This window comes from Pseudomonas sp. RT6P73 (assembly GCF_054897715.1).
Window position 1 is genome coordinate 5,412,787 of sequence record NZ_JBUBUV010000002.1, and the last position, 21,683, is coordinate 5,434,469.

Here is a 21,683-nt window from a genome sequence, read left to right on the forward strand (position 1 = left end):
ACATGACTCTTTCTCACCACGTCGCGGTCATAACCAGCGATGAGCAAGCCCTGATCGTCGCGACCGATCTGGCTGAAGATTTCAAACGCGACAGCGCCCTGCGCGACCGCGAACGCCGTCTGCCGCACCCGGAGCTGGAAGTGTTTTCCCGCTCGGGTCTCTGGGGCATCAGCGTGCCCAAAGAGTACGGCGGCTCTGGCGTTTCCAACGTCACCCTGGCCAAGGTGATCGCATTGATTGCCCAGGCTGACGGCTCGCTCGGACAGATCCCGCAGAACCATTTCTATGCGCTCGAAGTGCTGCGCGTGAACGGCAGCGAAGCGCAGAAAAAACGCCTGTACGCCGAAGTGCTCGCCGGCCAGCGCTTCGGCAATGCCTTGGCAGAACTGGGCACCAAAACCGCTCACGACCGCGTCACCAGCCTGACACGCGACGGTGACGGATATCGCATCAACGGTCGCAAGTTCTACGCGACCGGCGCGATCTATGCGCAACGCATTCCGACCTCGGTCGTGGATGAAAATGGCGTGCAGCAACTGGCGTTCGTCCCCCACAACAGCAAAGGCCTGACCGTCATCGACGACTGGAGCGGTTTCGGCCAGCGCACCACCGGCAGCGGTTCGGTGGTGTTCGAAGACGTCTACGTCGCCGCCGAAGATGTCATCCCGTTTCAAAGTGCCTTCGAGCGCCCGACCACTGTCGGCCCGTTGGCGCAGATTCTTCACGCTGCCATCGACACCGGCATCGCCCGCGCCGCTTACGAAGATGCGCTGCACTTCGTGCGCACCAAAACCCGGCCGTGGATCGACGCCACCCATGAAAAAGCCACTGACGACCCGCTGACCCTCAAGAGTTTCGGCCACCTGAGCATTCGTTTGCACGCGGCTGAAGCACTGTTGGAACGCTCCGGCGAATTCCTCGACAAGGCCCAGGCCAACCCCAACGCCGAGACGGTCGCCGCCGCCTCGATTGCCGTCGCCGAAGCCCGCGCCATCAGCACCGACATTTCCCTCGCCGCCGGCAGCACGCTGTTTGAACTGGCCGGCAGCCAGGCAACACTGATCGAACACGGCCTCGACCGCCACTGGCGCAACGCACGGGTGCACACGCTGCATGACCCGGTGCGCTGGAAATATCACGCCGTCGGCAATTACTACCTCAACGATGAAAACCCTCCGTTGCGAGGGACCATCTGATGGCCGACGCCAAAAAGAAGATCCTGCTCAACGCATTCAACATGAACTGCATCGGGCACATCAACCATGGCCTGTGGACGCATCCACGGGACACCTCCACCCAATACAAAACCATCGAATACTGGACCGAACTGGCGCAGTTGCTGGAGCGCGGATTGTTCGACGGTCTGTTCATCGCTGACATCGTCGGCGTGTACGACGTCTACCAAAACTCCGTCGACGTGCCGCTGAAAGAGTCGATCCAGCTACCCGTCAACGACCCGTTGTTGCTGGTTTCGGCCATGGCAGCGGTGACGAAAAACCTCGGCTTCGGCCTCACCGCCAACCTGACGTACGAGCCGCCGTATCTGTTCGCCCGACGCATGTCGACACTCGATCACCTGAGCCGCGGCCGGGTCGGCTGGAACATCGTCACCGGCTACCTCGACAGCGCCGCCAAAGCCATGGGCCTGAGCGAACAGGTCGAACACGACCGCCGTTACGATCAGGCCGATGAATACCTCGAAGTGCTCTACAAACTCTGGGAAGGCAGCTGGGAAAACGGCGCGGTGCTCAACGATCCGCAGCAACGGATCTACGCCTTACCTGCGAAAGTGCACAAGGTCGAGCACAAAGGCGAGTTCTATCAGGTCGAGGGTTATCACCTTTGCGAACCGTCGCCGCAGCGCACGCCGGTGCTGTTCCAGGCTGGCAGCTCCGATCGCGGTTTGCTGTTCGCCGGGCGCCATGCCGAGTGCGTATTCATCAGTGGGCAGAACAAACCGTCGACCAGGGTTCAGGTGGATAAGGTCCGCGCCAGCGCGGTTGAAGCCGGGCGTAATCCCGAGGACATTAAGGTGTTCATGGGTTTGAACGTGATTGTCGGCGCCACTGAGGAGTTGGCTTGGGTCAAGCATGCCGAGTACCTGAGCTATGCCAGTGCCGAGGCCGGAGTCGCGCATTTTTCGGCGTCGACCGGGATTGATTTTTCCGAGTACGAGATCGACGAACCGATCCAGTACGTGAAAAGCAACGCGATCCAGTCGGCGACCAAAAACCTGCAAAACAACGACTGGACCCGACGCAAATTGCTCGAGCAACACGCCCTCGGCGGCCGCTACATCACGGTGGTGGGTTCGCCTGAGCAAGTGGCGGACGAACTGGAATCGTGGATCGCCGAGACAGGGCTGGATGGCTTCAACCTGACACGGATTGTCACGCCGGAAAGCTATGTGGATTTCATTGAGCTGGTGATCCCGGAGCTGCAGCGACGTGGGTCGTACAAGACGGCTTATGACCACGGCAGCCTGCGGGAAAAGCTGTTCAACGGTGAAGCACACTTGCCGGAGCAACACACGGGCTCAGCCTACCGCCGCTAAAAGCTTCGCGGGCAAGCCTCGCTCCTACAGGTTCAGAGCGTACCGGTCATTTGTGAACGACCAATACCTGTAGGAGCGAGGCTTGCCCGCGAAGAGGCCCGCCCAAACACCCAAAAATTTATGCACTGACTGGAAAACCCATCATGAAAAAGCACTATCTCTCCCACCCAGTCAAAGCACTGGCCCTGGCCCTCGGCTTCTTTAGCTCCATCACCTTCGCCGCCGACGCGCCGTTGAAGGTTGGCACCACCGCCGCCTTCGCCATTCCACTGGAGGCCGCCGTCGAGGAAGCTAAAAAACAAGGCCTGCAAGTCGACCTGGTGGAGTTCAGCGACTGGATCGCCCCCAACGTCAGCCTCGCGGCTGGCGACATCGATGTGAACTACTTCCAGCACGTCCCGTTCCTGGAAAATGCCAAAGCCGCCGCCGGTTTTGACCTGGTGCCGTTCGCACCGGGGATCATCAACAACGTCGGCCTCTACTCGAAGAAATACAAAAGCTTCGACGAGTTGCCGCAAGGCGCCAGCGTCGCGATCGCCAACGACCCGATCAACAGCGGTCGTGGCCTGCAACTGCTGGCCAAGGCCGGGCTGATCACCCTCAAACCGGGTGTCGGCTACAAGGCCACCGAAGAAGACATCATCGCCAACCCGAAGAAAATCAAAATCCTTCAGGTCGAAGCCGTGCAACTGGTGCGCGCCTATGACGACGCCGATCTGGTGCAGGGCTACCCGGCCTACATCCGCTTGTCGAAGACCTTCGATGCCGGTTCGGCCCTGCTGTTCGACGGCCTCGATCACAAGGAATACGTGATCCAGTTCGTGATCCAGCCGAAAAGCAAAACCGACCCCCGCCTGATCAAATTCGTCGATATCTATCAGCACTCGCCGGCCGTTCGTGCCGCGCTGGATAAAGCCCACGGCAAGCTCTATCAAGCCGGTTGGGAAAGCTGAGAATGACGGCTGCCACCCAACTGCGACTGGAAATTCCAGAGCCCCACAACGCGATACACACTGAACTGCATCCGACCCTTAACCGTGCTCATGTGCGCTTCATTGGTCTGGGCAAAACCTACACCGGCCAGCAAGGTCCGGTGGCGGCGCTGCACGGCATCGACCTGGCGATCCAGCGCGGCGAGGTGTTCGGCATCATCGGTCGCAGCGGTGCCGGCAAGTCGTCGCTGATCCGCACCATCAATCGTCTCGAACAACCGAGTACCGGGCGGGTTTTGATCGATCAAGTGGACATCGGCGAGTTCGATGAAGACCGCCTGGTCGCACTGCGCCGACGGATCGGCATGATCTTCCAGCACTTCAACCTGATGTCGGCCAAGACGGTTTGGCAGAACGTCGAGTTGCCGCTGAAAGTCGCCGGTGTGCCCAAGGAAAAACGCGAAGAGAAAGTCCGTGAACTGCTGGAACTGGTGGGCCTGCAAGGCAAGTACAAGGCCTATCCGGCGCAGCTGTCCGGCGGGCAGAAACAACGCGTCGGCATCGCCCGCGCCTTGGTGCACGACCCGGAAATCCTGCTGTGCGACGAAGCCACTTCAGCGCTGGACCCGGAGACCACGCAATCGATTCTCGGCCTGCTGCGCGAGATCAATCAGCGCCTGGGTTTGACCATTGTGCTGATCACCCACGAGATGGCGGTGATCCGCGATATCTGCGATCGGGTCGTGGTGCTGGAACACGGGCAGATTGTCGAGCAAGGGCCGGTGTGGAAAGTGTTCGGCAACCCGCAGCATGAGGTCAGCAAGACCTTGCTCGCGCCGCTGCAACACGCTCTGCCGGAGGAACTGCAGAACCGCTTGCGCCCGCAACCTCCGTCCTCTGACGCAGCGGTGGTATTGCGTTTGCAATTCACCGGCAGCGCCACGGATGAGCCAGATTTGGCGGCGCTGTTCAACGCTCTCGGTGGCCGCGTGCGCTTGCTGCAAGGTGGTGTTGAACGGATTCAGGGCCACGCGCTGGGGCAATTGCTGCTGGCGGTGACCGGCTCGTCGCTCGGCGCTGAAGAATTGCGTCAGCGTGCCGGCCACTGGGCGCAACAGGCGGAGGTATTGGGTTATGTGGTTTGATCGCTTGCTGCAAGGCTTCATCGACACGTTCTTGATGGTTGGCGTGTCTTCGCTGATTGCGCTGCTGGCGGGCATTCCGTTGGCGGTGATTCTGGTCACCAGTTCCAAGGGCGGCATCTACGAAGCACCGGCGCTGAACCGCGCACTGGGCGCCTTCGTGAACCTGTTCCGCTCGATTCCGTTTCTGATTTTGATGGTGGCGCTGATTCCGTTTACCCGGTTGATCGTTGGCACCACTTACGGTGTCTGGGCCGCCGTGGTGCCGCTGACGATTGCGGCCACGCCGTTCTTCGCGCGCATCGCCGAAGTCAGTTTGCGCGAGGTCGATCACGGCTTGATCGAAGCGGCGCAAGCGATGGGTTGCCGGCGCTGGCACATCGTATGGCATGTGCTGTTGCCTGAGGCGCTGCCGGGGATTGTCGGTGGTTTCACGATTACGCTGGTGACCATGATCAACTCATCGGCCATGGCCGGGGCGATTGGGGCGGGCGGGTTGGGGGACATTGCGTATCGGTACGGTTATCAGCGGTTTGATAGCCAGATCATGTTGACGGTGATTGTGTTGCTGGTGGTGTTGGTGGCGGTGATTCAGTTGGGTGGGGATCGGTTGGCGCGGGGTCTGAACAAGCGCTAAACGAGATGGCCGCCGCGACACGCACCTGTAGCAGCTGGCGAAGCCTGCGTTCGGCTGCGAAGCAGTCGTGAAATCAGAGTCCGCGGTGTTTCAGGAAGACCGTGCAGGCAGGATTTACGACTGCTTCGCAGCCGAACGCAGGCTTCGCCAGCTGCTACAAAATTGCAGCGCGGCTTAGCTGACTGGCATCAGGACAATCCCCCTCGCCAAAGGGGAACATTTCCCACAGGAAAATCAGTGTGCCTACAGGCTTGATCCCTTTCATTTGCAGGACATTTCCTAGATCATTCTGCCCGCTTGCGCCTGCCAATTCCGGTGGCTAGTCTCCGTCCGTCACTGCTCATCAGTGATCGGGTCTAGTAGCCCGGAACAATAGGCGTATGGCGGTTCCATGCTCATGCCCGGTGTTTCTTGCCGCGTGCAGAAAATGGTGGCTGTGCGTGGGGCACTCTCGGGTGCACCGGTTTTCCTATTGACCGGCCTACTACCTGCGCACAGCTGCCACCCACCGCTTAGTAGGCGAAGGTGTCAGCTCCCCTGCAGCAATAGGAGCAACACCGATGAAAAGATCCGTCCCCGATCCACCTCCCGAAACATCCACCCAAGGCAAACCCTCCGACGACCCGCCAAGAGACCGTTCCGCTCTTTATCGTGCAATCGATTTCTACCTCACCGGAGAACAGCCTTCGGCACCCGATGAACTGCGGTTCTACAACGTCAGCGAAGATGTGAGTTTCGAAGACACCCAACTCTACGTCGCGGACCTGCTGCGTTGCGCCTCGGTCACGGCGTATCAGTGTGGCGATCACCTGAAAGGGGCGGACCGGGCCATGGTGTTCTCCATTTGGCATTTGCTGGAGATTGCCAAAGCCATGGTTGATCGTTCCATTGATTGCCTGGGGATGAAGCAGGGCTGAGTTATCTGTCGTCAGTGAAAGTGCCTTCGCGGGCAAGCCTCGCTCCTACAGTTGACCGGGTTGTTTCGACAGACGCGGTTCCCTGTAGGAGCGAGGCTTGCCCGCGATTGGCTGCACAGCAGCCACCGGCCTCATGGCGTATATTCGGCAAACCCCCATTGCCTGCGCAGCCAACCATGAAACAAACCCCCGACGACCTCGAGCAGATCACCGCCACCACCCTGGGTCATTACAACTCGGTGGCCGAAGGTTTTCGCGAGGGCACTCGCGATCATGATGTCAGCCAGAACATCGATGCCCTGCTGCGGCATATTCAGGGTGAAGCGCCGTTCGACATTCTCGATTTTGGTTGTGGGCCGGGGCGTGATTTGCAGACGTTCACGCGCATGGGCCACACGGCAGTCGGGCTGGATGGGTCAGAGAAGTTTGCGCAGATGGCGCGTGAGGACAGTGGTTGTGAAGTGTGGCAGCAGGACTTTCTGAAGCTGGATCTGCCAGATGAACGCTTCGATGGGATTTTTGCCAATGCCGTGCTGTTTCATATCCCGCGCCAGGAATTGCCTCGGGTGTTGAAGGAATTGCGCGGGGCGTTGAAGCCGGGTGGTGTGTTGTTCAGTTCCAACCCGCGGGGTGAAAATCAGGAAGGGTGGAATGGGCCGCGGTATGGGGCGTATCACGATCTTGCGGCGTGGCAGCAATTGCTGACGGAGGCGGGGTTTGTGGAGTTGGAGCATTACTACCGGCCGGCGGGGCTGCCGCGGGAGCAGCAGCCTTGGTTGGCGAGTGTTTGGCGTAAGCCCGCGTAGTCAGGCCTGACGTCATCGCGGGCAAGCCCGCTCCCACAGGTTTTGCGTCGGATCACAACATCAAGGATCGACACAAAACCTGTGGGAGCGTGGCTTGCCCGCGATAGAGCGCGAAGCGCTCTCCCTTATTGCGCAGACTCTTTTTTCGGCTCGCGGATTTTGTACCAGGCGACGTAAAGCGCCGGCAAAAACAGCAGCGTCAGCAACGTCGCAATAATGATCCCGCCAATCATCGCGTACGCCATCGGCCCCCAGAACACTTCCCGGGCGATCGGGATCATCCCCAGGCTGGCCGCCGCAGCGGTCAGCAGAATCGGCCGGCGACGATGCTCCGTGGCCTGGGCCACGGCATCCCACGGTGCAACGCCCTCTTTCTCCAAGGCATCGATCTGGGTCACCAGAATCACCGAGTTACGGATGATGATGCCGATCAGCGCCAGAATCCCCAGGATCGCCACAAAACCCATCGGCGTGCCCGTCGGGATCAGCGCCAGCACCACGCCAATCAAGCCGAGCGGCGCGACGCTGGCCACCAGGAACAGCTTCTGCACGCTGTGCAGCTGGATCATGAGGAAGGTCGCCATGAGGAACAGCATCAACGGCACCACTTTGGCAATCGGCCCCTGGGCCTTGCCGCTTTCCTCTACCGTGCCACCCGTGGCGACCGAGTAACCGACCGGCAAACTGGCGGCGAATTTATCGATGTCGGGTTTGAGCTGTTTCACCAGATCAGTCGGCTGAATCTCATCACGCACCGCCGCCTTGATGGTGATCGTCGGTTTACGGTCGCGGCGCCAAACCAGCGGTTGCTCCAGTTCATAGCGCACCGTGGCGAAGGCCAGCAGCGGAATCGACGTGCCGCCTGGGGTAACGATCTGCAAATTCTGCAGGGTTTCCGGCGTGCCGCGCTCCGCGTCCACCGCGCGGCCCACGACATTGATCAGGTAGATATCGTCATCGACCTGAGTGACCGGCGAACCGACGACGATGCTGTTCATCAGGTTGGCCACGTCTTCCGACGACAGCCCGAGTTGCCGCGCCTTGTCCTGAGCGATGTCGATGCGCAGGACTTTGCCCGGTTCGTTCCAGTCGTAAATGATCTCGCCGATGTGCGAGTTCTTGTCCAGCTCGGTGGCCAGGGCAATCGCGTGCTTGCGCACCTGATCGATGTCCTTGCCGCTGACCCGGTATTGAATCGGGCGCCCCACCGGCGGGCCCATTTCCAGCGCCTGGACGTAGCTGCCGATGCCGACAAAATCTTTGCGCAGCCGCTCGCGCAACCGCTGACTGAGGGCATTACGCGACTCCAGGCCTTTGCTGACGATCACCAATTGCGCGTAGTACGGGTTCTGCAATTGCTGGTCGAGGGGCAGGTAGAAACGGATCGCGCCCTCGCCGATGTAAGTGCTCCAGCGCACGATGTCCGGATCGTCCTTGAGGGTCGCTTCGAGCTTATCCACAGCCTTGCGGGTTTCAGCGATCGAGGCGTTTTGTGGCAGGTTCAGGTCGACGAGGATTTCCGGGCGGTCCGACGACGGGAAGAACTGGTTCTGCACGAACTGCATGGAAAACACCGACGCGACGAACAGCGCGATCGTGATGCCGATGGCCCACCAGCGGTTGCGCATCGCCCAGAGCATGCCGTAATTGAACGCACGGCCGATGCGCCCCGGCTCGGCGTCATGGGGTTTCACGTTGGCGCTGAGGATGTGCACGCCGATCACCGGGGCGAACAACACGGCGACCACCCACGACACCAGCATCGCCACGGCGATCACCGCAAACAGGGTGAAGGTGTACTCGCCCGCCGAGCTGGCATTCAAGCCGATGGGCACGAACCCGGCCACCGTCACCAGCGTACCGGTGAGCATCGGGAACGCCGTGGAGGTGTAGGCAAACGTCGCCGCCTGCTCCTTGGTCTCGCCCATTTCAAGGCGCGTGACCATCATCTCGACGGTAATCATTGCATCGTCCACCAGCAGGCCGAGGGCGATGATCAGCGCGCCGAGGGAAATCCGCTGCATGGTGATGCCGCTGTATTCCATGAAGATGAAGACCATCGCCAACACCAGCGGGATTGAGCACGCCACCACCAGCCCGGCGCGCACACCGAGGCTGACGAAGCTGACGATCAGCACGATCACCACCGCTTCGAACAAGGCACTGGTGAAGCCGCCGACGGCTTTTTCCACCACTTCGGCCTGGTCGGAAACCGTGTACACACCGACGCCCACCGGCAAGTCCGCCGTCAGGTCGGTCATGCGCTGGTGCAGCGCCTTGCCGAACTCCTGGATGTTGCCGCCCTTCTTCATGGCGATGGCGAGGCCGATGCCCGGATGGCCGTTGTAGCGGAACTCCGGTGTCGCCGGGTCAACGTAGCCACGGCTGATGTCGGCGATGTCGGCCAAACGGTAGAAGCGATCATTGAGCCGCAGGTTGACGTTGGCCAGGTCTTTCTCGGAAGCGAACTGCCCCGAGGTGCGCACCGAAATGCGCTCGGGACCGGCCTCGATCACCCCGGCCGGGGTCACCGCGTTCTGGGTTTGCAGGCTCTGCACCACCTGGCGCTGATCGATGCCCAGCGCCGCCAGTTTGCGGGTGGAGAAATTCAGGTAGAGGACTTCGTCCTGCTCACCGACCATCTCGACCTTGCCCAGCCCCGGCACCTCACGAATTTCGGCACGGACCTGTTCCACGTAATCGCGCAACTGGCGCATCGACAAGCCGTCGGCGGTAAAGGCGTAGACCGAACCGAACACATCACCGAATTCGTCGTTGAACCCCGGCCCCTGCAAGCCTTGAGGGAAGTCGCCGCGAATGTCGTTGATCTTCTTGCGCACCTGGTACCAGATTTCCGGAATATCTTTGGCGCTGGTGGTGTCGCGCAGGTTGACGAACACCGTCGATTCGCCGGGCCTCGTATAGCTTTTCACGTAGTCGAGCGAATCAAGTTCTTCGAGCTTTTTCTCGATGCGGTCAGTGACCTGCTTGAGAGTTTCTTCCTGGGTCGCGCCCGGCCAGCGGGTCTGGATGACCATGGTTTTGATGGTGAACGACGGGTCTTCCTCGCGGCCCAGGTTCATGTACGAGAACACGCCCATCAGCAGTGCGACGAACATCAAATACCAGACAAACGACTGATGTTTGAGGGCCCATTCGGATAAGTTGAAACTCCCTTTCATTGTGGGCTGTCCTCATCGATTTTTACTTTCTGCCCGGGTTTCAGGCTATTCACACCGGCACTGACCACTCGCTCACCGGACTTCACGCCACTGGCCAGGATCATCGTTGAGTCTGTGCGGCTGACCAGACTGACGTCTCGTGGGGCAACGGTTTGAGTCTGTGTATCGATGACCCAGATGCGGGTTTTGCCATCGACCTCCTGAAGCGCAGTCAAGGGCAGTTCGATGCGCGGTTTGATCGCGGAGCTGAGGGTCACGCTGATCGCAGTGCCCAGGCGAAAACCGGGTGGTGTGTCGGTCAGGGTCAGGCGGGCTCGGCGGGTACGCGTGGCACTCTGGGCCTGGGGTTCGATTTCACGGACGATGGCGGTGGTGGTGATGCTCGGGTCCAATTGGGCCGCAACTTGAAACACCACGTCGGTCGGCAACTGGTCGACCAAGGTGTCCGGCAGGTCGATCACGGCTTCCTTGATGTCCGGCTGCGCCAGGGTCACCACTTGCTGGCCGGCGGTGACGACTTGCCCGGCTTCAGCATTCCACGCGGTGACCACGGCTTTGTGGTCGGCGCGCAGTTCGACGTAGTTGAGCTGGTCCTTGGCCTGGTCGACCGCAGCCTGCGCTTGATCGAGGGAGGCCTGGGTGGTTTTGAGGTCGGTCTGCGCGATGTCGAGTTGCGCTTGGGCGCCGACGCCGCGATCAAACAATTCCTTTTGGCGCCGGGCGTTGGCCTGGGCGTTGATAAGTTGCGCCTGGACGCTGGCCAGATTGCCCTGGGCGGAACGTAACTGGTTCTGCTGATCGGTGGGGTCGAGCGTGGCGAGCAACGCACCCTTTTCGACTTCGGCACCGACATCGACGCTCCGGCTGGCGATGCGTCCCGGCACGCGGAACCCGGTATTGCTTTCATAACGGGCCTGGATGCTGCCGGCGAAGCGGCCGAGATTTTCCTCGTCCAACGCCTGGACCTTGACCGATAGCACCGGGCGTACCGGCTCCGGCGGTGGTTCTTCTTTCGAGCAGGCCGCCAGCATCACCGCGGTGCACACCAGTAACAGACGCTTCATGGCTGGGCTTCCACTGCTAAATCCTTGTAGGTGTTTTCGGCGATTTCGACTTTCACGCCGGGGTGCAGTAACTGTCCACCCGCGATGACGACTTTTTCGCCACCCTGCAAGCCGGCGCTGATGATCACTTTTCCGGTCAGGTAACGGCCGACCGTGATGGTGTGCAGTTGCGCCTTGCCCTCACCGTCCACCAGCCACACCGCCGGATCGCTAAGGTTTTTGGTCAGCGCCGACCACGGCAATTCCACAGCGGACTTGCCCGGCGTCTTCGCCGTGGCGCTCACCACCGAGCCCAATTGCATGCCTTCGGGCAGACCGTCGAGGGTGACTTTGACTTGCACGGTGCCGGTCTGCGCGGACACGGCCGGGGTGACTTCCCGAACGGTGCCGGTGGTTTTGATCGCCGGATTGTCGAGGAGGCTGACTACGATGGTCTTATCCTCCGGCGCCTCGGCCAGCAGCGATTCGTAGACGTTGAATACCGCGTCGCGCTCACCATCGCGGGCCAGGCTGAATATCGGCACCGTCGCCTGCACCACCTGGCCGACCTCGGCCTGACGCGCAGTAATCACCCCCGGCGCATCGGCAATCAGCGCGGTGTAGCGCAGTTGATCGCGAGCGTTGGCCAGTTGCGCCTGGGCAGCGGTCAACGCGCTCTGACTGCTGCGCAACGCGGCTTGGGCGGAATCGTATTCGCTTTGGCTGGTGTATCCCTTGGGCAGGAGTTTTTGTTGGCGAACGAACGCGGCGGCGGTCTGTGTGACCCGGGCCTGCTCGGCGACGACCTGGGCCTGGGCCGAGTCGACGTTGGTTTGCAGGTCTTTGGGGTCAAGTTTGGCCAGCACTTGTTTGGCCGACACCCGGTCACCGACATCGACCATGCGCTGAATGATCTTGCCGCCCACGCGGAACGACAGTTCGGTCTGGACCCGGGCCTGGACATCGCCGGTGAGCGTCACCGACGCGGCGTAATCCGTGGGTTTTACCTCTTGGACGAAGACCCGTGGACGGTCCTTCTCGACCTTGGGTTTATCGCCACAGGCACTCAGTAGAGCGAGGAGGCTCAGGCCAATCACTATTTTCAATCCGGGACCAGCCATGCAGACTCCTTTGCGTTGTACGGACGTGCCAATGGCGATACGACTGTGAGCTTAGAACAGGGTTCCACGGGTGCACCTGACGGCTTCAAATAAAGCGATCACACCGTCATCCCTCTGTAGCAGCTGGCGAAGCCTGCGTTCGGCTGCGCAGCAGTCGTCAATCCGGCTTGCACATTCCGCCTGATACACCGCGTGCGCTGATTTTACGACTGCTGCGCAGCCGAACGCAGGCTTCGCCAGCTGCTATGTATGGACTCGCCCCCACTGTCTACCCGCTTTTGAAAAACCGCCGCCCCGTTGCATCTATGTATAAGGCCTATTCGAGGAAGCCGTCTTCGGCTTCTGGCCAAAATTGGAAGAGCTCGTGGTATGCCGATTACAGTCAGGCCTCGAAGGCCAGTAGCAGCTTAGGCATCAATCCACGCCGGTCTTACCTGGGGTCAATTTTTTTTCAGCAAAGGGCCGGACAGTTAGTACCTCGGTGGCAGAACTCTGTCGCTCAGTGGCTCATCGTCGCTTGCTGGCCATCACCCGCCTGGCGACGATAAGTCTGGTCATTCTGTAGAAGCACCCAGACGATTCGCAGGTTGCGGTTGGCCAACCTGATCGCAGCCTCCTTACGGCCCAGTCGGCTCATCCAGCGCAACAAGCGGCGGTCATCGGGTTGCTGGGAATCAGGTCGTAGTTGTTGCAGTACGGCATGGGCTCCCTGGATCATCAGGCTGCGTAAATAAACATCGCCTCGCTTGGTCATGTCCCCCAGCCGGACCGTCTGCCCGCTGCTGTGCTGGTCAGGCACCATGCCAAAGTACGCGGCAAACTTGCGGGCATTGGGAAATCGCTCAGGCTTGGTTTCCTTGGCCACCAGTGCCGTGGCAGTGACTGGGCCGATGCCGCGCACAGTCATCAGTCGCTTCGCCGTCATGTCGGCGTTGGCGGCCACTTCCAGGCGCCCCGTCAGCACGCTGATGCGCTCGCCCAAATGGCGCCACTCGGCCAACAGTTCGTCGATCAGTTCACGCAGCACGCCCGGCACCGGCTGGGTGGCATCTTCCAGTACCCGCGGAATTTTCTGGCTGATCGCAACATCGCCCTGCGCCAAGGCCACGCCATGCTCGAGCAGCAGGCCGCGCATCTGATTGCTCACCGCCGTGCGTCGACGCACATAGCCCTGGCGGGCGCGATGCAACGCCTGCATTGCCAGCGCCGCAACGCTTTTGACCGGCACTGCGTAGATCTTTTCATCGCGACCAGCCCGCAGAATCGCCAGCGCATCGTTGCGATCATTTTTAGGCCCGCTGCGATGTGTGGCCACCAAACGGGCTGGAAGAATCCGCGCCAGATTGCCTTGGTCTTGCAGCTGCCGGGCCCAGGCTTGAGCACCCGGACCGGTCTCCATCAGAACCACGACATGAGGTGGCAACTGGCGGAGAAACGCATAAAACGCCTCGCGCGACTTGATCCGCTGCTCGTAGTGCACCTGGCCGAGGACATCTTCCCCGGCGACCTGAAAGACCTGCTTGGCCAGATCGACCGCCACGGTTGTGCAGGCCGACAAATCGGAAGAAGACAGGGATTGATCAACCGAAGTATGCTTTTTCATGGACTCGCCCTCGCTGTCGTTGGCTGTTTAGACTGCCACCGTGGCGCATTGACGCCTCGGCTTGGGCGAGTCCATCCAATTACAAAGGGGTCGCTTCAGGCGTAAACGGGGGCTGGCAGTGGTGCCGCCAGAAGGCGTTCGTCCAGCAGACCCAGACCTTCCTGAAACAACTGATTACTGCGCTCTGTGTCGCCGAGCTGCGCGAGTAACCGTGCCAGTTCCGCGCAGGCTTCCGGATTGCGCTGCACTCGCAGGCTGCTTTCCAGATAGTCCCGCGCCTTGCCCCACAGACTGCTTTGCAGGCACAAGCGGCCCAGTGTCAGCAGAAGACTTGGGTCGGCCGGATGATCCTTGAGCCAACCCTCGGCGGTTTGCAGTTGACGAGCCGGATCGCTACCGCGAACCAGTCCGTAGAGACGAGCCAGATGACTGTCGTACCTGCGCTTGAGAGCCGTGCGCAGCACCTCTTCCGCTTCGACCTGTGCGCCCAGCTGCCGCAGTTGCTCGGCATAGGCCAGCACTAGCTGAGGTTCCTGGCGTTGAGCCGAGGTGAGCTGCTGCCAGGCGCGATTGAGCGACTGCAGACCGACCGTGCCATCCGCTTCCTGATGCGCGGCCAGGGAAAGGTTTTCACCCCACGCCCGGCGCTCCAGATCCGCCAGCTCGGCGGGCGGCAAGACTTTATCCTTGCGCAGCTCCGGCAGCAGGCGAATCACCGCCGACCAGTCGCCGCGCTGCTGATGCAGGCGCTGCAACTGGCGCAGGGTCTGGACGTTATGAGGATGACGCTCGTGCATGGCTTGCAGCGTCACCAGGGCGCCATCAGTGTCGCCACGGTCGTTCTGCAACTGGGCGTGATTCAAGGCAATCGCCAACTCGGCCTGGGGCTGGCGTTCGAGGGCGCGCTCCAGCAAGTTGTCGCATTCCTCGTAGAGACCTTGTTCATTGGCGGCGCGCGCAGCACCGAGGTAGTAGAGCAGCGGCTGGCGCTCGGCTTCAGCAGCGCGATGCAGATGACGCTGCGCACTGGCCCAGCGACCTTCTGCCAAATCCAGCTGACCGTGCTCGATCGCCACTTGCACCCGGCGGCTGCGATTGCGCCGCGACCACGGGTTGACCACCCCACTGGAAGTCGTCACCAGCTCGACCAATGCCTTGATGCCCCAGAACACCAGCCAGAGCACCGCCACCAATGCCAAGGTTGCCCACAGGCTCGCTTCATAGCGGAAGGCTTTGTAGGCAATCAACACGTAACCGGAATGCTCGGCAATCGCCAGGCCCAGTGCAGCGGCTGCGGCGATGACCAGGAACACGATCACATAGAGGCGCTTCATGGTGTGGCCTCCTGCGCAGTGTTCGTGGCCGGTTTTGCCATCGGTTTGATCGAGTCTTCGGCATTGACGTTACGCCGCTCCAGATACCCCTGAACCGCACTCAGCGTGCCAGTCAGGTCCGGCGTGACCACGGTGACCGGCTGCTTGCTCAACTCGCCCACCTGTTCAAGCATGACTTTGCTCTGAGGGTTGTCCTGGTTGAAGTTGCCCGTCAGTACATCCCGCGCTTCCGCCAGTGCCTGGGTGTAAACGGCTGCCTGACCATTGAGCGCTGCCCATTGCGCCTGCTCCAACGCCAGGCTCAGCGCCAGACGAACCTGACTCAGGCTCTGCCCGGCCAGCAATGGACGAACATTCTTGTCCGCGTTGAAATCGATGCGGATGTAGCGTGAAATCTGATCCCACCACTGCGCCCAACGACTGGCACCGTCACCGTCCGCCGTCAGGCCCAGCAACGATTCGCCGCGGTCCTTGTACTCGGGCGCCAGTTCGGTGAGGTCGATGACCTGATCGCGCAAAGCACCCAGCCGCAAAAACAACCCGGTGCGATCCGGCTGTGCAGTGCTGCGCAGCGCCACCAGGGTTTTGGCCACTTGCTCGCGAGCAGCATAGGAACCCGGATCGTTCTGTTCACGCAGAATTTCATCGGCGCCTTGGACAAGCGCCTGAGCGCTGCTGATGTCCTGCAACGCAGAAAGGCGCAGGCTGGCCAGGCGCAACAAGTGCTCGGCTTCGGCCAGACGCCAATCCTTGCGGCTTGCACCGAGAACGGTTTCCAGGCGCTGATTCAAGCGTTGCTGATCGCCTTGGAGCTGCGTCACCAGTCGGTTGCGAGCGTCCAGTTCTTCGGCTGCCGGCATTTGCTCAAGGCGCGCGCTCAAGCGCTGTTCGTTGAGCTTCAGACTTTGCGCCTGATCGTTCAACGCCTGGACCTGGCTCAACTGCTGCTGGTTGTTGGCTTGCAGGTGACGCACCTGCCAGACACCCCAGCCGCCGACGGCAACACCGGCGGCGCCCAGCAGCAGCGCGACGATTGCCAGCCCATTGCCTCGGCGCTGCACTTCAGCAGCAGGTGGAGTTTCAACCGGCGCTTCAAGCACCGGCAGCACGTCATCTTTAGGCAAGGCTGTTTCGCTCACGTATCCATCCTTTGCATTAGAGAACGGGTTCGGGATGCTCCCGTAACGCCGTCAGCAAAGCCGCGGCACTGGCGCCACGACAATCCACAACTGTTTGGGCCCCGGCGGCACGTGCCAGCTCGGCGACCCTGGGGCTTGGAACAAACAACGGCAACTGCGCAAGCGCAGGCCAAGCATCGCCCGCCAATTGGCGCAGGTGCTCAAAACCCTGTCCACTGCTGACCACCAGCCCGTTCAAGCGTTCCGCTTCGATCCGGTCAGGCAGCGCCATCGACGGGTATTGAGGCAGGCCGCGACGGTACAACTCCAGATACTCGACACTAGCACCAAGCTCGCGCAAACGCTCAGCCAGCAACTCGCGCCCGCCCTCCCCGCGCAGGATCAGCACCCGCGGATCGGGCCGGGCAACAGCCTCGCGCAACGAGGGAAGTTCAAGCAAGGCTTCGCTGTCATCACCCTCGGCGGGAAAACTCACGTCCAGCCCGTTATCCGCGAGAATCTGCGCAGTCGCCGCGCCCACGCTGAACCAACGCGGGGACGGAGGCTGTGGCCAATACTGATTAAGCAGGTCAACGCCGATTCTGGCGGCAGGTTTACTGACGACGATCACCGCACAGTAACGATCCAGTCCCTGAATCACCTCGCGCATTGTGTCAGAGACAGGGATCGGCTCGATCTCCAGAAGCGGCAAGCTGCTGCTGAAAATCCCCACTTGCGACAAAACGCTGGTCAGCGCCGCCGACTCATCCGCAGGGCGCGTCAGCAGCAGGCGCCATCTGGTCACTCGTGACCAGCCTCGCCATAGACTGCCTTCAGAATGTCGTCGGCGCCTTGGCTCAGCAGGTCTTCAGCCACTTGCACGCCCAAGGCTTCTGCATCGCCACGTGGCGCACGGGCCTCGGCACTGAGCAGCAGGCCGCCGCTCGGATCGCCCACCAGGCCTCGCAACCAGATCTGCTCGCCTTCAAGCACGGCGTAGCAGGCGATCGGCACTTGGCAGCCGCCATTCAGATGTTTGTTGAGGGAACGCTCCGCGGTCACGCGGGTGGCGGTGTCCTGGTGATGCAATGGCGTCAGCAACGCGTGGATTTCACTGTCAGCGCTGCGGCATTCGATACCGACCGCGCCTTGGCCACCGGCCGGCAGGCTGTCGTCGACACTGATCGCCGAAGTGATGCGATCTTCAAAGCCCAGACGGATCAGGCCGGCCGCCGCGAGGATGATGGCGTCGTATTCGCCGGCATCGAGCTTGGCCAGGCGCGTATTGACGTTGCCACGCAGGAAGCGGATTTCGAGGTCCGGGCGGCGGGTCAGCAACTGAGCCTGACGGCGCAGGCTGGAAGTGCCGACGATGCTGCCTTGGGGCAACTCATCCAGGATGGCGTAGGTATTGGAAACAAAGGCATCACGCGGGTCTTCGCGCTCGCAGATGCAAAACAGGCCGAGGCCTTCGGGGAAATCCATCGGCACGTCTTTCATCGAGTGAACGGCGATGTCGGCTTCGTTTTCCAGCAGCGCGGTTTCCAGCTCCTTGACGAATAAGCCCTTGCCACCGATTTTCGACAGGGGCGAGTCGAGCAGCTTGTCGCCACGACTGACCATGGGCACCAGCGTCACGAGCAAACCCGGATGAGCCTGTTCCAGACGGGTCTTGACGTACTCGGCCTGCCACAGGGCGAGAGCACTTTTACGGGTGGCGATGCGGATTTCGCGAGAGGACATGGATCAATCCGTACTGAATAGATACGGCGGATAATAACAGCTCAGCCAAATCCACTTTGACTTGTATCAGAAACTGCGCGGCCTCCCTGGCCTCGAACGTCCAGCAAACGGTGTGAAGCTCGCCTGTGAACAGCGAATTAAAGCTGTTGCATCATCTTGCGTACGCCGGCCACGTGGCGACGGCTGACGATCAGGGCATCGCCATTGAGGCCTTTGAGGAATAGCTGAAAATGCCCCAGCGGCGTGCGTTGCAGGCGTTCGATGCGTTCCCGGGCGACCAGAGCGTTGCGGTGGATGCGCACGAAACGATCGCCGAACTCATCTTCCAGGGCCTTGAGCGGTTCATCCAGCAGCACTTCGCCGCCTTCATGTCGCAAGGTCACGTATTTGTGGTCAGCAATGAAGTAGACCACCTGATCCAACGGGATCAGTTCAATGCCTTTACGGGTTCGGGCACTGATGTGGCTTCGTGGGCCGCTACCGCTTTCGGCGGCTGGGCGGGTCAGGGCGGCGAGTTGGACACGATTGGGCCGCTCGGCTTTTTTCAACGCATGTTGTAAATGATCTGTATGCACGGGTTTCACCACATAGCCCACGGCGCTGGCCAGCAAGGCTTCCACGGCAAATTCATCGGGCCCGGTGCAAAACACCACGGCGGGCGGGGTTTCGCGTTCGCACAATCGAGCAGCCACTTGCAGGCCATCGAGGCCTGGCATGCGGATATCGAGCAGCACGATATCCGGTTTGTGACTGTCGATCAGTGCCAACGCCTCTTCGCCGTTCGTGGCGCTGGGCTCCAGGACGCTGTATCCCTCAAGTTCGCCAACCATTCGGCTCAGGCGCTCGCGGGCTAGGGGTTCGTCATCAACGATCAGGACATTCATATTGCGCTGGATTCCTGCGTGAGTCTCGCACAAGGATAGCGTAGACAGGTGAAGTGACGTCCGTCACCGCGATCCACGCTAAGACTAGCGCGAGGGCCAAAAAGTGCCGCGAGACCGGCGGCTAAATTTTCATCTGCCAAGTGATTGGAGGCTCTGGCCCGCGTAAGCGAGGTATCGCCGTAGGGTTTGCCGATACACAATATGAACACCCCCTCTTCTTATAGTCAGCCGCAGCGCCGGGAAGTGCGCTGATCCTACTGTCCAACTGTAGACGGTTGCCGGGACGATATTGCTCAATTGAAAAATATCGTTGCGCAATTTCCCACAAGGCATGTCCTGAGTATGGACCGCGCCCCGGAAAAAAAACCTGTCGACCAGCGTCAGCGACAGGATTGGCAACCCTGTTATTATCCGCGGCAGCTTCCACCGTCATTTTTTCTCCAGCCGACACGAGCGAATTCATGAGCACTGACAAGACCAATCAGTCCTGGGGCGGCCGCTTCAGTGAACCCGTCGACGCCTTCGTCGCCCGCTTCACCGCCTCCGTCACTTTCGACCAGCGCCTGTATCGCCACGACATCATGGGCTCGATCGCCCACGCCACCATGCTGGCCAAAGTCGGCGTGCTGACCGACGCCGAGCGCGACAGCATCACTGATGGCCTGAAGACCATCCAGGGTGAAATCGAGGCCGGCCAGTTCGACTGGCGCATCGACCTCGAAGACGTGCACATGAACATCGAGGCGCGTCTGACCGACCGCATCGGCGTGACCGGCAAAAAGCTGCACACCGGCCGCAGCCGCAACGACCAGGTCGCCACCGACATCCGCCTGTGGCTACGTGACGAGATCGACCTGATCCTGGCGGAAATCACCCGCCTGCAAAAAGGCTTGCTGGAGCAGGCCGAGCGCGAAGCCGGCAGCATCATGCCGGGCTTCACCCACCTGCAAACCGCACAGCCGGTGACCTTCGGGCACCACATGCTGGCCTGGTTCGAAATGCTCAGCCGCGACTACGAGCGTCTGGTGGACTGCCGCAAGCGTACCAACCGCATGCCGTTGGGCAGCGCCGCACTGGCGGGCACCACCTACCCGATCGACCGCGAATTCACCGCCCAGCTGCTGGGCTTCGACGCGGTTGGCGGCAACTCGCTGGACAACGTGTCCGATCGCGACTTCGCCATTGAATTCTGCTCGGCCGCGAGCATCGCGATGATGCACTTGTCGCGCTTCTCCGAAGAGCTGGTGCTGTGGACCAGCGCGCAGTTCCAGTTCATCGATCTGCCGGACCGCTTCTGCACCGGCAGCTCGATCATGCCGCAAAAGAAAAACCCGGACGTGCCAGAGCTGGTGCGTGGCAAGACCGGTCGCGTCTTCGGCGCACTGATGGGCCTGCTGACCCTGATGAAAGGCCAGCCATTGGCCTACAACAAGGACAACCAGGAAGACAAGGAACCGCTGTTCGACGCCGCCGATACATTGCGCGACTCGCTCCGCGCCTTCGCTGACATGATCCCGGCGATCAAGCCAAAGCACGCGATGATGCGCGAAGCGGCGCTGCGAGGTTTCTCCACTGCGACCGACCTGGCTGACTATCTGGTACGCCGTGGCCTGCCGTTCCGTGACTGCCACGAAATCGTTGGCCATGCCGTGAAGTACGGCGTCGAAAGCGGTAAAGATCTGGCGGAAATGAGCCTGGAGGAACTGCGCAAGTTCAGCGACCAGATCGATCAGGACGTGTTTGCCGTGCTTACCCTGGAAGGCTCGGTGAACGCCCGTGACCATATTGGCGGCACTGCGCCGGCGCAGGTCAAGAAGGCTGTGGTTCGCGGCCAAGCCTTGCTCGCCAGTCGCTAAAAGCTTCGCGGGCAAGCCTCGCTCCTACAGGGGACTGTGTTTGTCCTTGTAGGAGCGAGGCTTGCCCGCGAAAGCATTTTCGAGATCGTTACACGTCTACTTCTTAGACGCGACCATCGCCATAAACGCCGGCATCGCCGCTTCCTTGTCCGCCGCAATCCGCTGCACGTTCGGGTTCTGCTCCAGACGCTTCAACAGCGACTTGGCCGCCGGCATCTCAGCCAGCAAGTCCAGATCGAACAGCTTCTGCGCCACCGCACAGGCCAGTGGCACGCTGAACAAGAAGTACAGATCCGCAATGCTCAGGCTGTCCCCCGCCACATAAGGGGAGAACTTGCCGTGCCTGCCCAGGGACGCAAACCCCAGCAGCAATTCAGCTTTGGTCTTGTCCTTGATCGCCTCCGGCACCTGCATACCGAAAAATGCCTCGGCGTAGCACGCGCGAGCCGGCAACTCGATGTACAGCTCGATTTCCTTGGCCAGCGCCAGCACCTGGGCGCGTTCGAAAGGATCGCTCGACAATAGCGGCGTGCCTTTCTGGCTTTGCTCGATGTACTCGAGGATCACCGCCGTTTCGTTGATGAAGCCCTGCTCGGCGCGCAAGACCGGCACTTTGCCGCGCGGGCTGATGGCCAGCGCTTCCGGGCTGGTGCCCGCGTAAAACGGTACTTCTTCAAACGGCACGCCCTTCTCGAGCAGCGCCAGCTTGACCATGTTGTAGTAGTTGCTGACGGAGAATCCATAAAGCTTGAGCATCAAATAGCCTCCAGGCCGTGCGGGGTTGGCAGTGCCTGTTTATAGAACGCCGAGG

18 protein-coding genes and 1 pseudogene are annotated in these 21,683 nt (G+C 60.9%); 8 read left to right on the forward strand and 11 right to left on the reverse strand.

Annotation, left to right across the window (positions count from 1 at the left end; translation table 11 throughout):
- Nucleotides 1-2 precede the first annotated feature (2 nt).
- The 7 genes from ACYZT6_RS25075 to ACYZT6_RS25105 all read left to right on the forward strand — a co-directional run bounded on the left by ACYZT6_RS25075 (nt 3) and on the right by ACYZT6_RS25105 (nt 6,988).
- Nucleotides 3-1,196: an SfnB family sulfur acquisition oxidoreductase gene (locus ACYZT6_RS25075; RefSeq protein WP_462029058.1), complete on the forward strand. Its 1,194-nt coding sequence runs from the start codon at nt 3-5 to the stop codon at nt 1,194-1,196.
- Nucleotides 1,196-2,554: an LLM class flavin-dependent oxidoreductase gene (locus tag ACYZT6_RS25080; RefSeq protein ID WP_462029059.1), complete on the forward strand. Its 1,359-nt coding sequence runs from the start codon at nt 1,196-1,198 to the stop codon at nt 2,552-2,554. The genes ACYZT6_RS25075 and ACYZT6_RS25080 overlap by 1 nt, the downstream gene beginning before the upstream one ends.
- A 143-nt stretch (nt 2,555-2,697) precedes the next feature.
- Nucleotides 2,698-3,507, forward strand: a complete 810-nt coding sequence (locus ACYZT6_RS25085) for a MetQ/NlpA family ABC transporter substrate-binding protein (RefSeq protein WP_462029060.1) — start codon at nt 2,698-2,700, stop codon at nt 3,505-3,507.
- A gap of 2 nt (nt 3,508-3,509) precedes the next feature.
- Nucleotides 3,510-4,631, forward strand: coding sequence for a methionine ABC transporter ATP-binding protein (locus ACYZT6_RS25090; protein WP_462029061.1), 1,122 nt, complete (start codon nt 3,510-3,512; stop codon nt 4,629-4,631).
- Nucleotides 4,621-5,265 carry a methionine ABC transporter permease gene (locus ACYZT6_RS25095; protein WP_030128490.1) on the forward strand — a complete coding sequence of 215 codons (645 nt, stop codon included), beginning with the start codon at nt 4,621-4,623 and terminating at the stop codon, nt 5,263-5,265. Before ACYZT6_RS25090 ends, ACYZT6_RS25095 begins: the two co-directional genes overlap by 11 nt.
- Before the next feature lie 560 nt (nt 5,266-5,825).
- Nucleotides 5,826-6,182 (forward strand): DUF6124 family protein, encoded by a 357-nt coding sequence (locus ACYZT6_RS25100; RefSeq protein WP_462029062.1) that lies wholly within the window; start codon nt 5,826-5,828, stop codon nt 6,180-6,182.
- Nucleotides 6,183-6,358: 176 nt separating this feature from the next.
- Nucleotides 6,359-6,988 carry a class I SAM-dependent methyltransferase gene (locus ACYZT6_RS25105; protein ID WP_462029063.1) on the forward strand — a complete coding sequence of 210 codons (630 nt, stop codon included), beginning with the start codon at nt 6,359-6,361 and terminating at the stop codon, nt 6,986-6,988.
- Between the two features lie 125 nt (nt 6,989-7,113).
- Here ACYZT6_RS25105 and ACYZT6_RS25110 read toward each other — a convergent pair whose 3' ends face one another.
- From ACYZT6_RS25110 to ACYZT6_RS25155, 10 genes and pseudogenes are all read right to left on the reverse strand, one after another.
- Complete coding sequence (locus tag ACYZT6_RS25110; protein ID WP_462029064.1) at nt 7,114-10,170, reverse strand: efflux RND transporter permease subunit; 3,057 nt, start codon at nt 10,168-10,170, stop codon at nt 7,114-7,116.
- Nucleotides 10,167-11,234 (reverse strand): efflux RND transporter periplasmic adaptor subunit, encoded by a 1,068-nt coding sequence (locus tag ACYZT6_RS25115; RefSeq protein ID WP_462029065.1) that lies wholly within the window; start codon nt 11,232-11,234, stop codon nt 10,167-10,169. Before ACYZT6_RS25115 ends, ACYZT6_RS25110 begins: the two co-directional genes overlap by 4 nt.
- Nucleotides 11,231-12,334 (reverse strand): efflux RND transporter periplasmic adaptor subunit, encoded by a 1,104-nt coding sequence (locus ACYZT6_RS25120; RefSeq protein WP_462029066.1) that lies wholly within the window; start codon nt 12,332-12,334, stop codon nt 11,231-11,233. Before ACYZT6_RS25120 ends, ACYZT6_RS25115 begins: the two co-directional genes overlap by 4 nt.
- A gap of 499 nt (nt 12,335-12,833) precedes the next feature.
- The gene (locus ACYZT6_RS25125) at nt 12,834-13,892 is read right to left on the reverse strand and encodes an IS110 family RNA-guided transposase (RefSeq protein ID WP_462030010.1); all 1,059 of its coding nucleotides are present in this window, start codon (nt 13,890-13,892) and stop codon (nt 12,834-12,836) included.
- 140 nt (nt 13,893-14,032) lie between these two features.
- Nucleotides 14,033-15,271: a heme biosynthesis HemY N-terminal domain-containing protein gene (locus ACYZT6_RS25130; protein ID WP_462029067.1), complete on the reverse strand. Its 1,239-nt coding sequence runs from the start codon at nt 15,269-15,271 to the stop codon at nt 14,033-14,035.
- Nucleotides 15,268-16,410 (reverse strand): uroporphyrinogen-III C-methyltransferase, encoded by a 1,143-nt coding sequence (locus tag ACYZT6_RS25135; protein ID WP_462029068.1) that lies wholly within the window; start codon nt 16,408-16,410, stop codon nt 15,268-15,270. Before ACYZT6_RS25135 ends, ACYZT6_RS25130 begins: the two co-directional genes overlap by 4 nt.
- A gap of 16 nt (nt 16,411-16,426) precedes the next feature.
- Complete coding sequence (locus ACYZT6_RS25140; RefSeq protein ID WP_462029069.1) at nt 16,427-17,194, reverse strand: uroporphyrinogen-III synthase; 768 nt, start codon at nt 17,192-17,194, stop codon at nt 16,427-16,429.
- Entirely contained in the window at nt 17,191-18,132 is a 942-nt protein-coding gene (gene hemC, locus ACYZT6_RS25145; protein WP_462029070.1) for a hydroxymethylbilane synthase, read from the reverse strand. Before hemC ends, ACYZT6_RS25140 begins: the two co-directional genes overlap by 4 nt.
- A gap of 137 nt (nt 18,133-18,269) precedes the next feature.
- Nucleotides 18,270-19,016, reverse strand: a complete 747-nt coding sequence (locus ACYZT6_RS25150; RefSeq protein ID WP_462029071.1) for a LytR/AlgR family response regulator transcription factor — start codon at nt 19,014-19,016, stop codon at nt 18,270-18,272.
- A pseudogene (locus ACYZT6_RS25155) lies at nt 19,013-19,335 on the reverse strand (sensor histidine kinase); the annotation flags it as partial. The gene ACYZT6_RS25150 and the pseudogene ACYZT6_RS25155, both read right to left, overlap by 4 nt.
- Nucleotides 19,336-19,477: 142 nt before the next feature.
- Between ACYZT6_RS25155 and argH the strand changes: the two are divergent.
- Nucleotides 19,478-20,872, forward strand: a complete 1,395-nt coding sequence (gene argH / locus ACYZT6_RS25160; RefSeq protein WP_123509691.1) for an argininosuccinate lyase — start codon at nt 19,478-19,480, stop codon at nt 20,870-20,872.
- A gap of 96 nt (nt 20,873-20,968) precedes the next feature.
- Here argH and ACYZT6_RS25165 read toward each other — a convergent pair whose 3' ends face one another.
- A complete protein-coding gene (locus tag ACYZT6_RS25165; protein WP_462029072.1) occupies nt 20,969-21,628 on the reverse strand; it encodes a glutathione S-transferase family protein in 660 nt (219 codons plus the stop codon).
- Nucleotides 21,629-21,683: the final 55 nt, after the last annotated feature.

Coding starts and splice junctions, on each gene's coding strand:
- hemC (WP_462029070.1), bottom strand. CDS start 18,132: ATGTCCTCTCGCGAAATCCGCATCGCCACCCGTAAAAGTGCTCTCGCC.
- ACYZT6_RS25085 (WP_462029060.1), top strand. CDS start 2,698: ATGAAAAAGCACTATCTCTCCCACCCAGTCAAAGCACTGGCCCTGGCC.
- ACYZT6_RS25095 (WP_030128490.1), top strand. CDS start 4,621: ATGTGGTTTGATCGCTTGCTGCAAGGCTTCATCGACACGTTCTTGATG.
- ACYZT6_RS25080 (WP_462029059.1), top strand. CDS start 1,196: ATGGCCGACGCCAAAAAGAAGATCCTGCTCAACGCATTCAACATGAAC.
- ACYZT6_RS25115 (WP_462029065.1), bottom strand. CDS start 11,234: ATGAAGCGTCTGTTACTGGTGTGCACCGCGGTGATGCTGGCGGCCTGC.
- ACYZT6_RS25165 (WP_462029072.1), bottom strand. CDS start 21,628: ATGCTCAAGCTTTATGGATTCTCCGTCAGCAACTACTACAACATGGTC.
- ACYZT6_RS25120 (WP_462029066.1), bottom strand. CDS start 12,334: ATGGCTGGTCCCGGATTGAAAATAGTGATTGGCCTGAGCCTCCTCGCT.
- ACYZT6_RS25130 (WP_462029067.1), bottom strand. CDS start 15,271: ATGAAGCGCCTCTATGTGATCGTGTTCCTGGTCATCGCCGCAGCCGCT.
- ACYZT6_RS25105 (WP_462029063.1), top strand. CDS start 6,359: ATGAAACAAACCCCCGACGACCTCGAGCAGATCACCGCCACCACCCTG.
- ACYZT6_RS25090 (WP_462029061.1), top strand. CDS start 3,510: ATGACGGCTGCCACCCAACTGCGACTGGAAATTCCAGAGCCCCACAAC.
- ACYZT6_RS25075 (WP_462029058.1), top strand. CDS start 3: ATGACTCTTTCTCACCACGTCGCGGTCATAACCAGCGATGAGCAAGCC.
- ACYZT6_RS25100 (WP_462029062.1), top strand. CDS start 5,826: ATGAAAAGATCCGTCCCCGATCCACCTCCCGAAACATCCACCCAAGGC.
- argH (WP_123509691.1), top strand. CDS start 19,478: ATGAGCACTGACAAGACCAATCAGTCCTGGGGCGGCCGCTTCAGTGAA.
- ACYZT6_RS25150 (WP_462029071.1), bottom strand. CDS start 19,016: ATGAATGTCCTGATCGTTGATGACGAACCCCTAGCCCGCGAGCGCCTG.
- ACYZT6_RS25110 (WP_462029064.1), bottom strand. CDS start 10,170: ATGAAAGGGAGTTTCAACTTATCCGAATGGGCCCTCAAACATCAGTCG.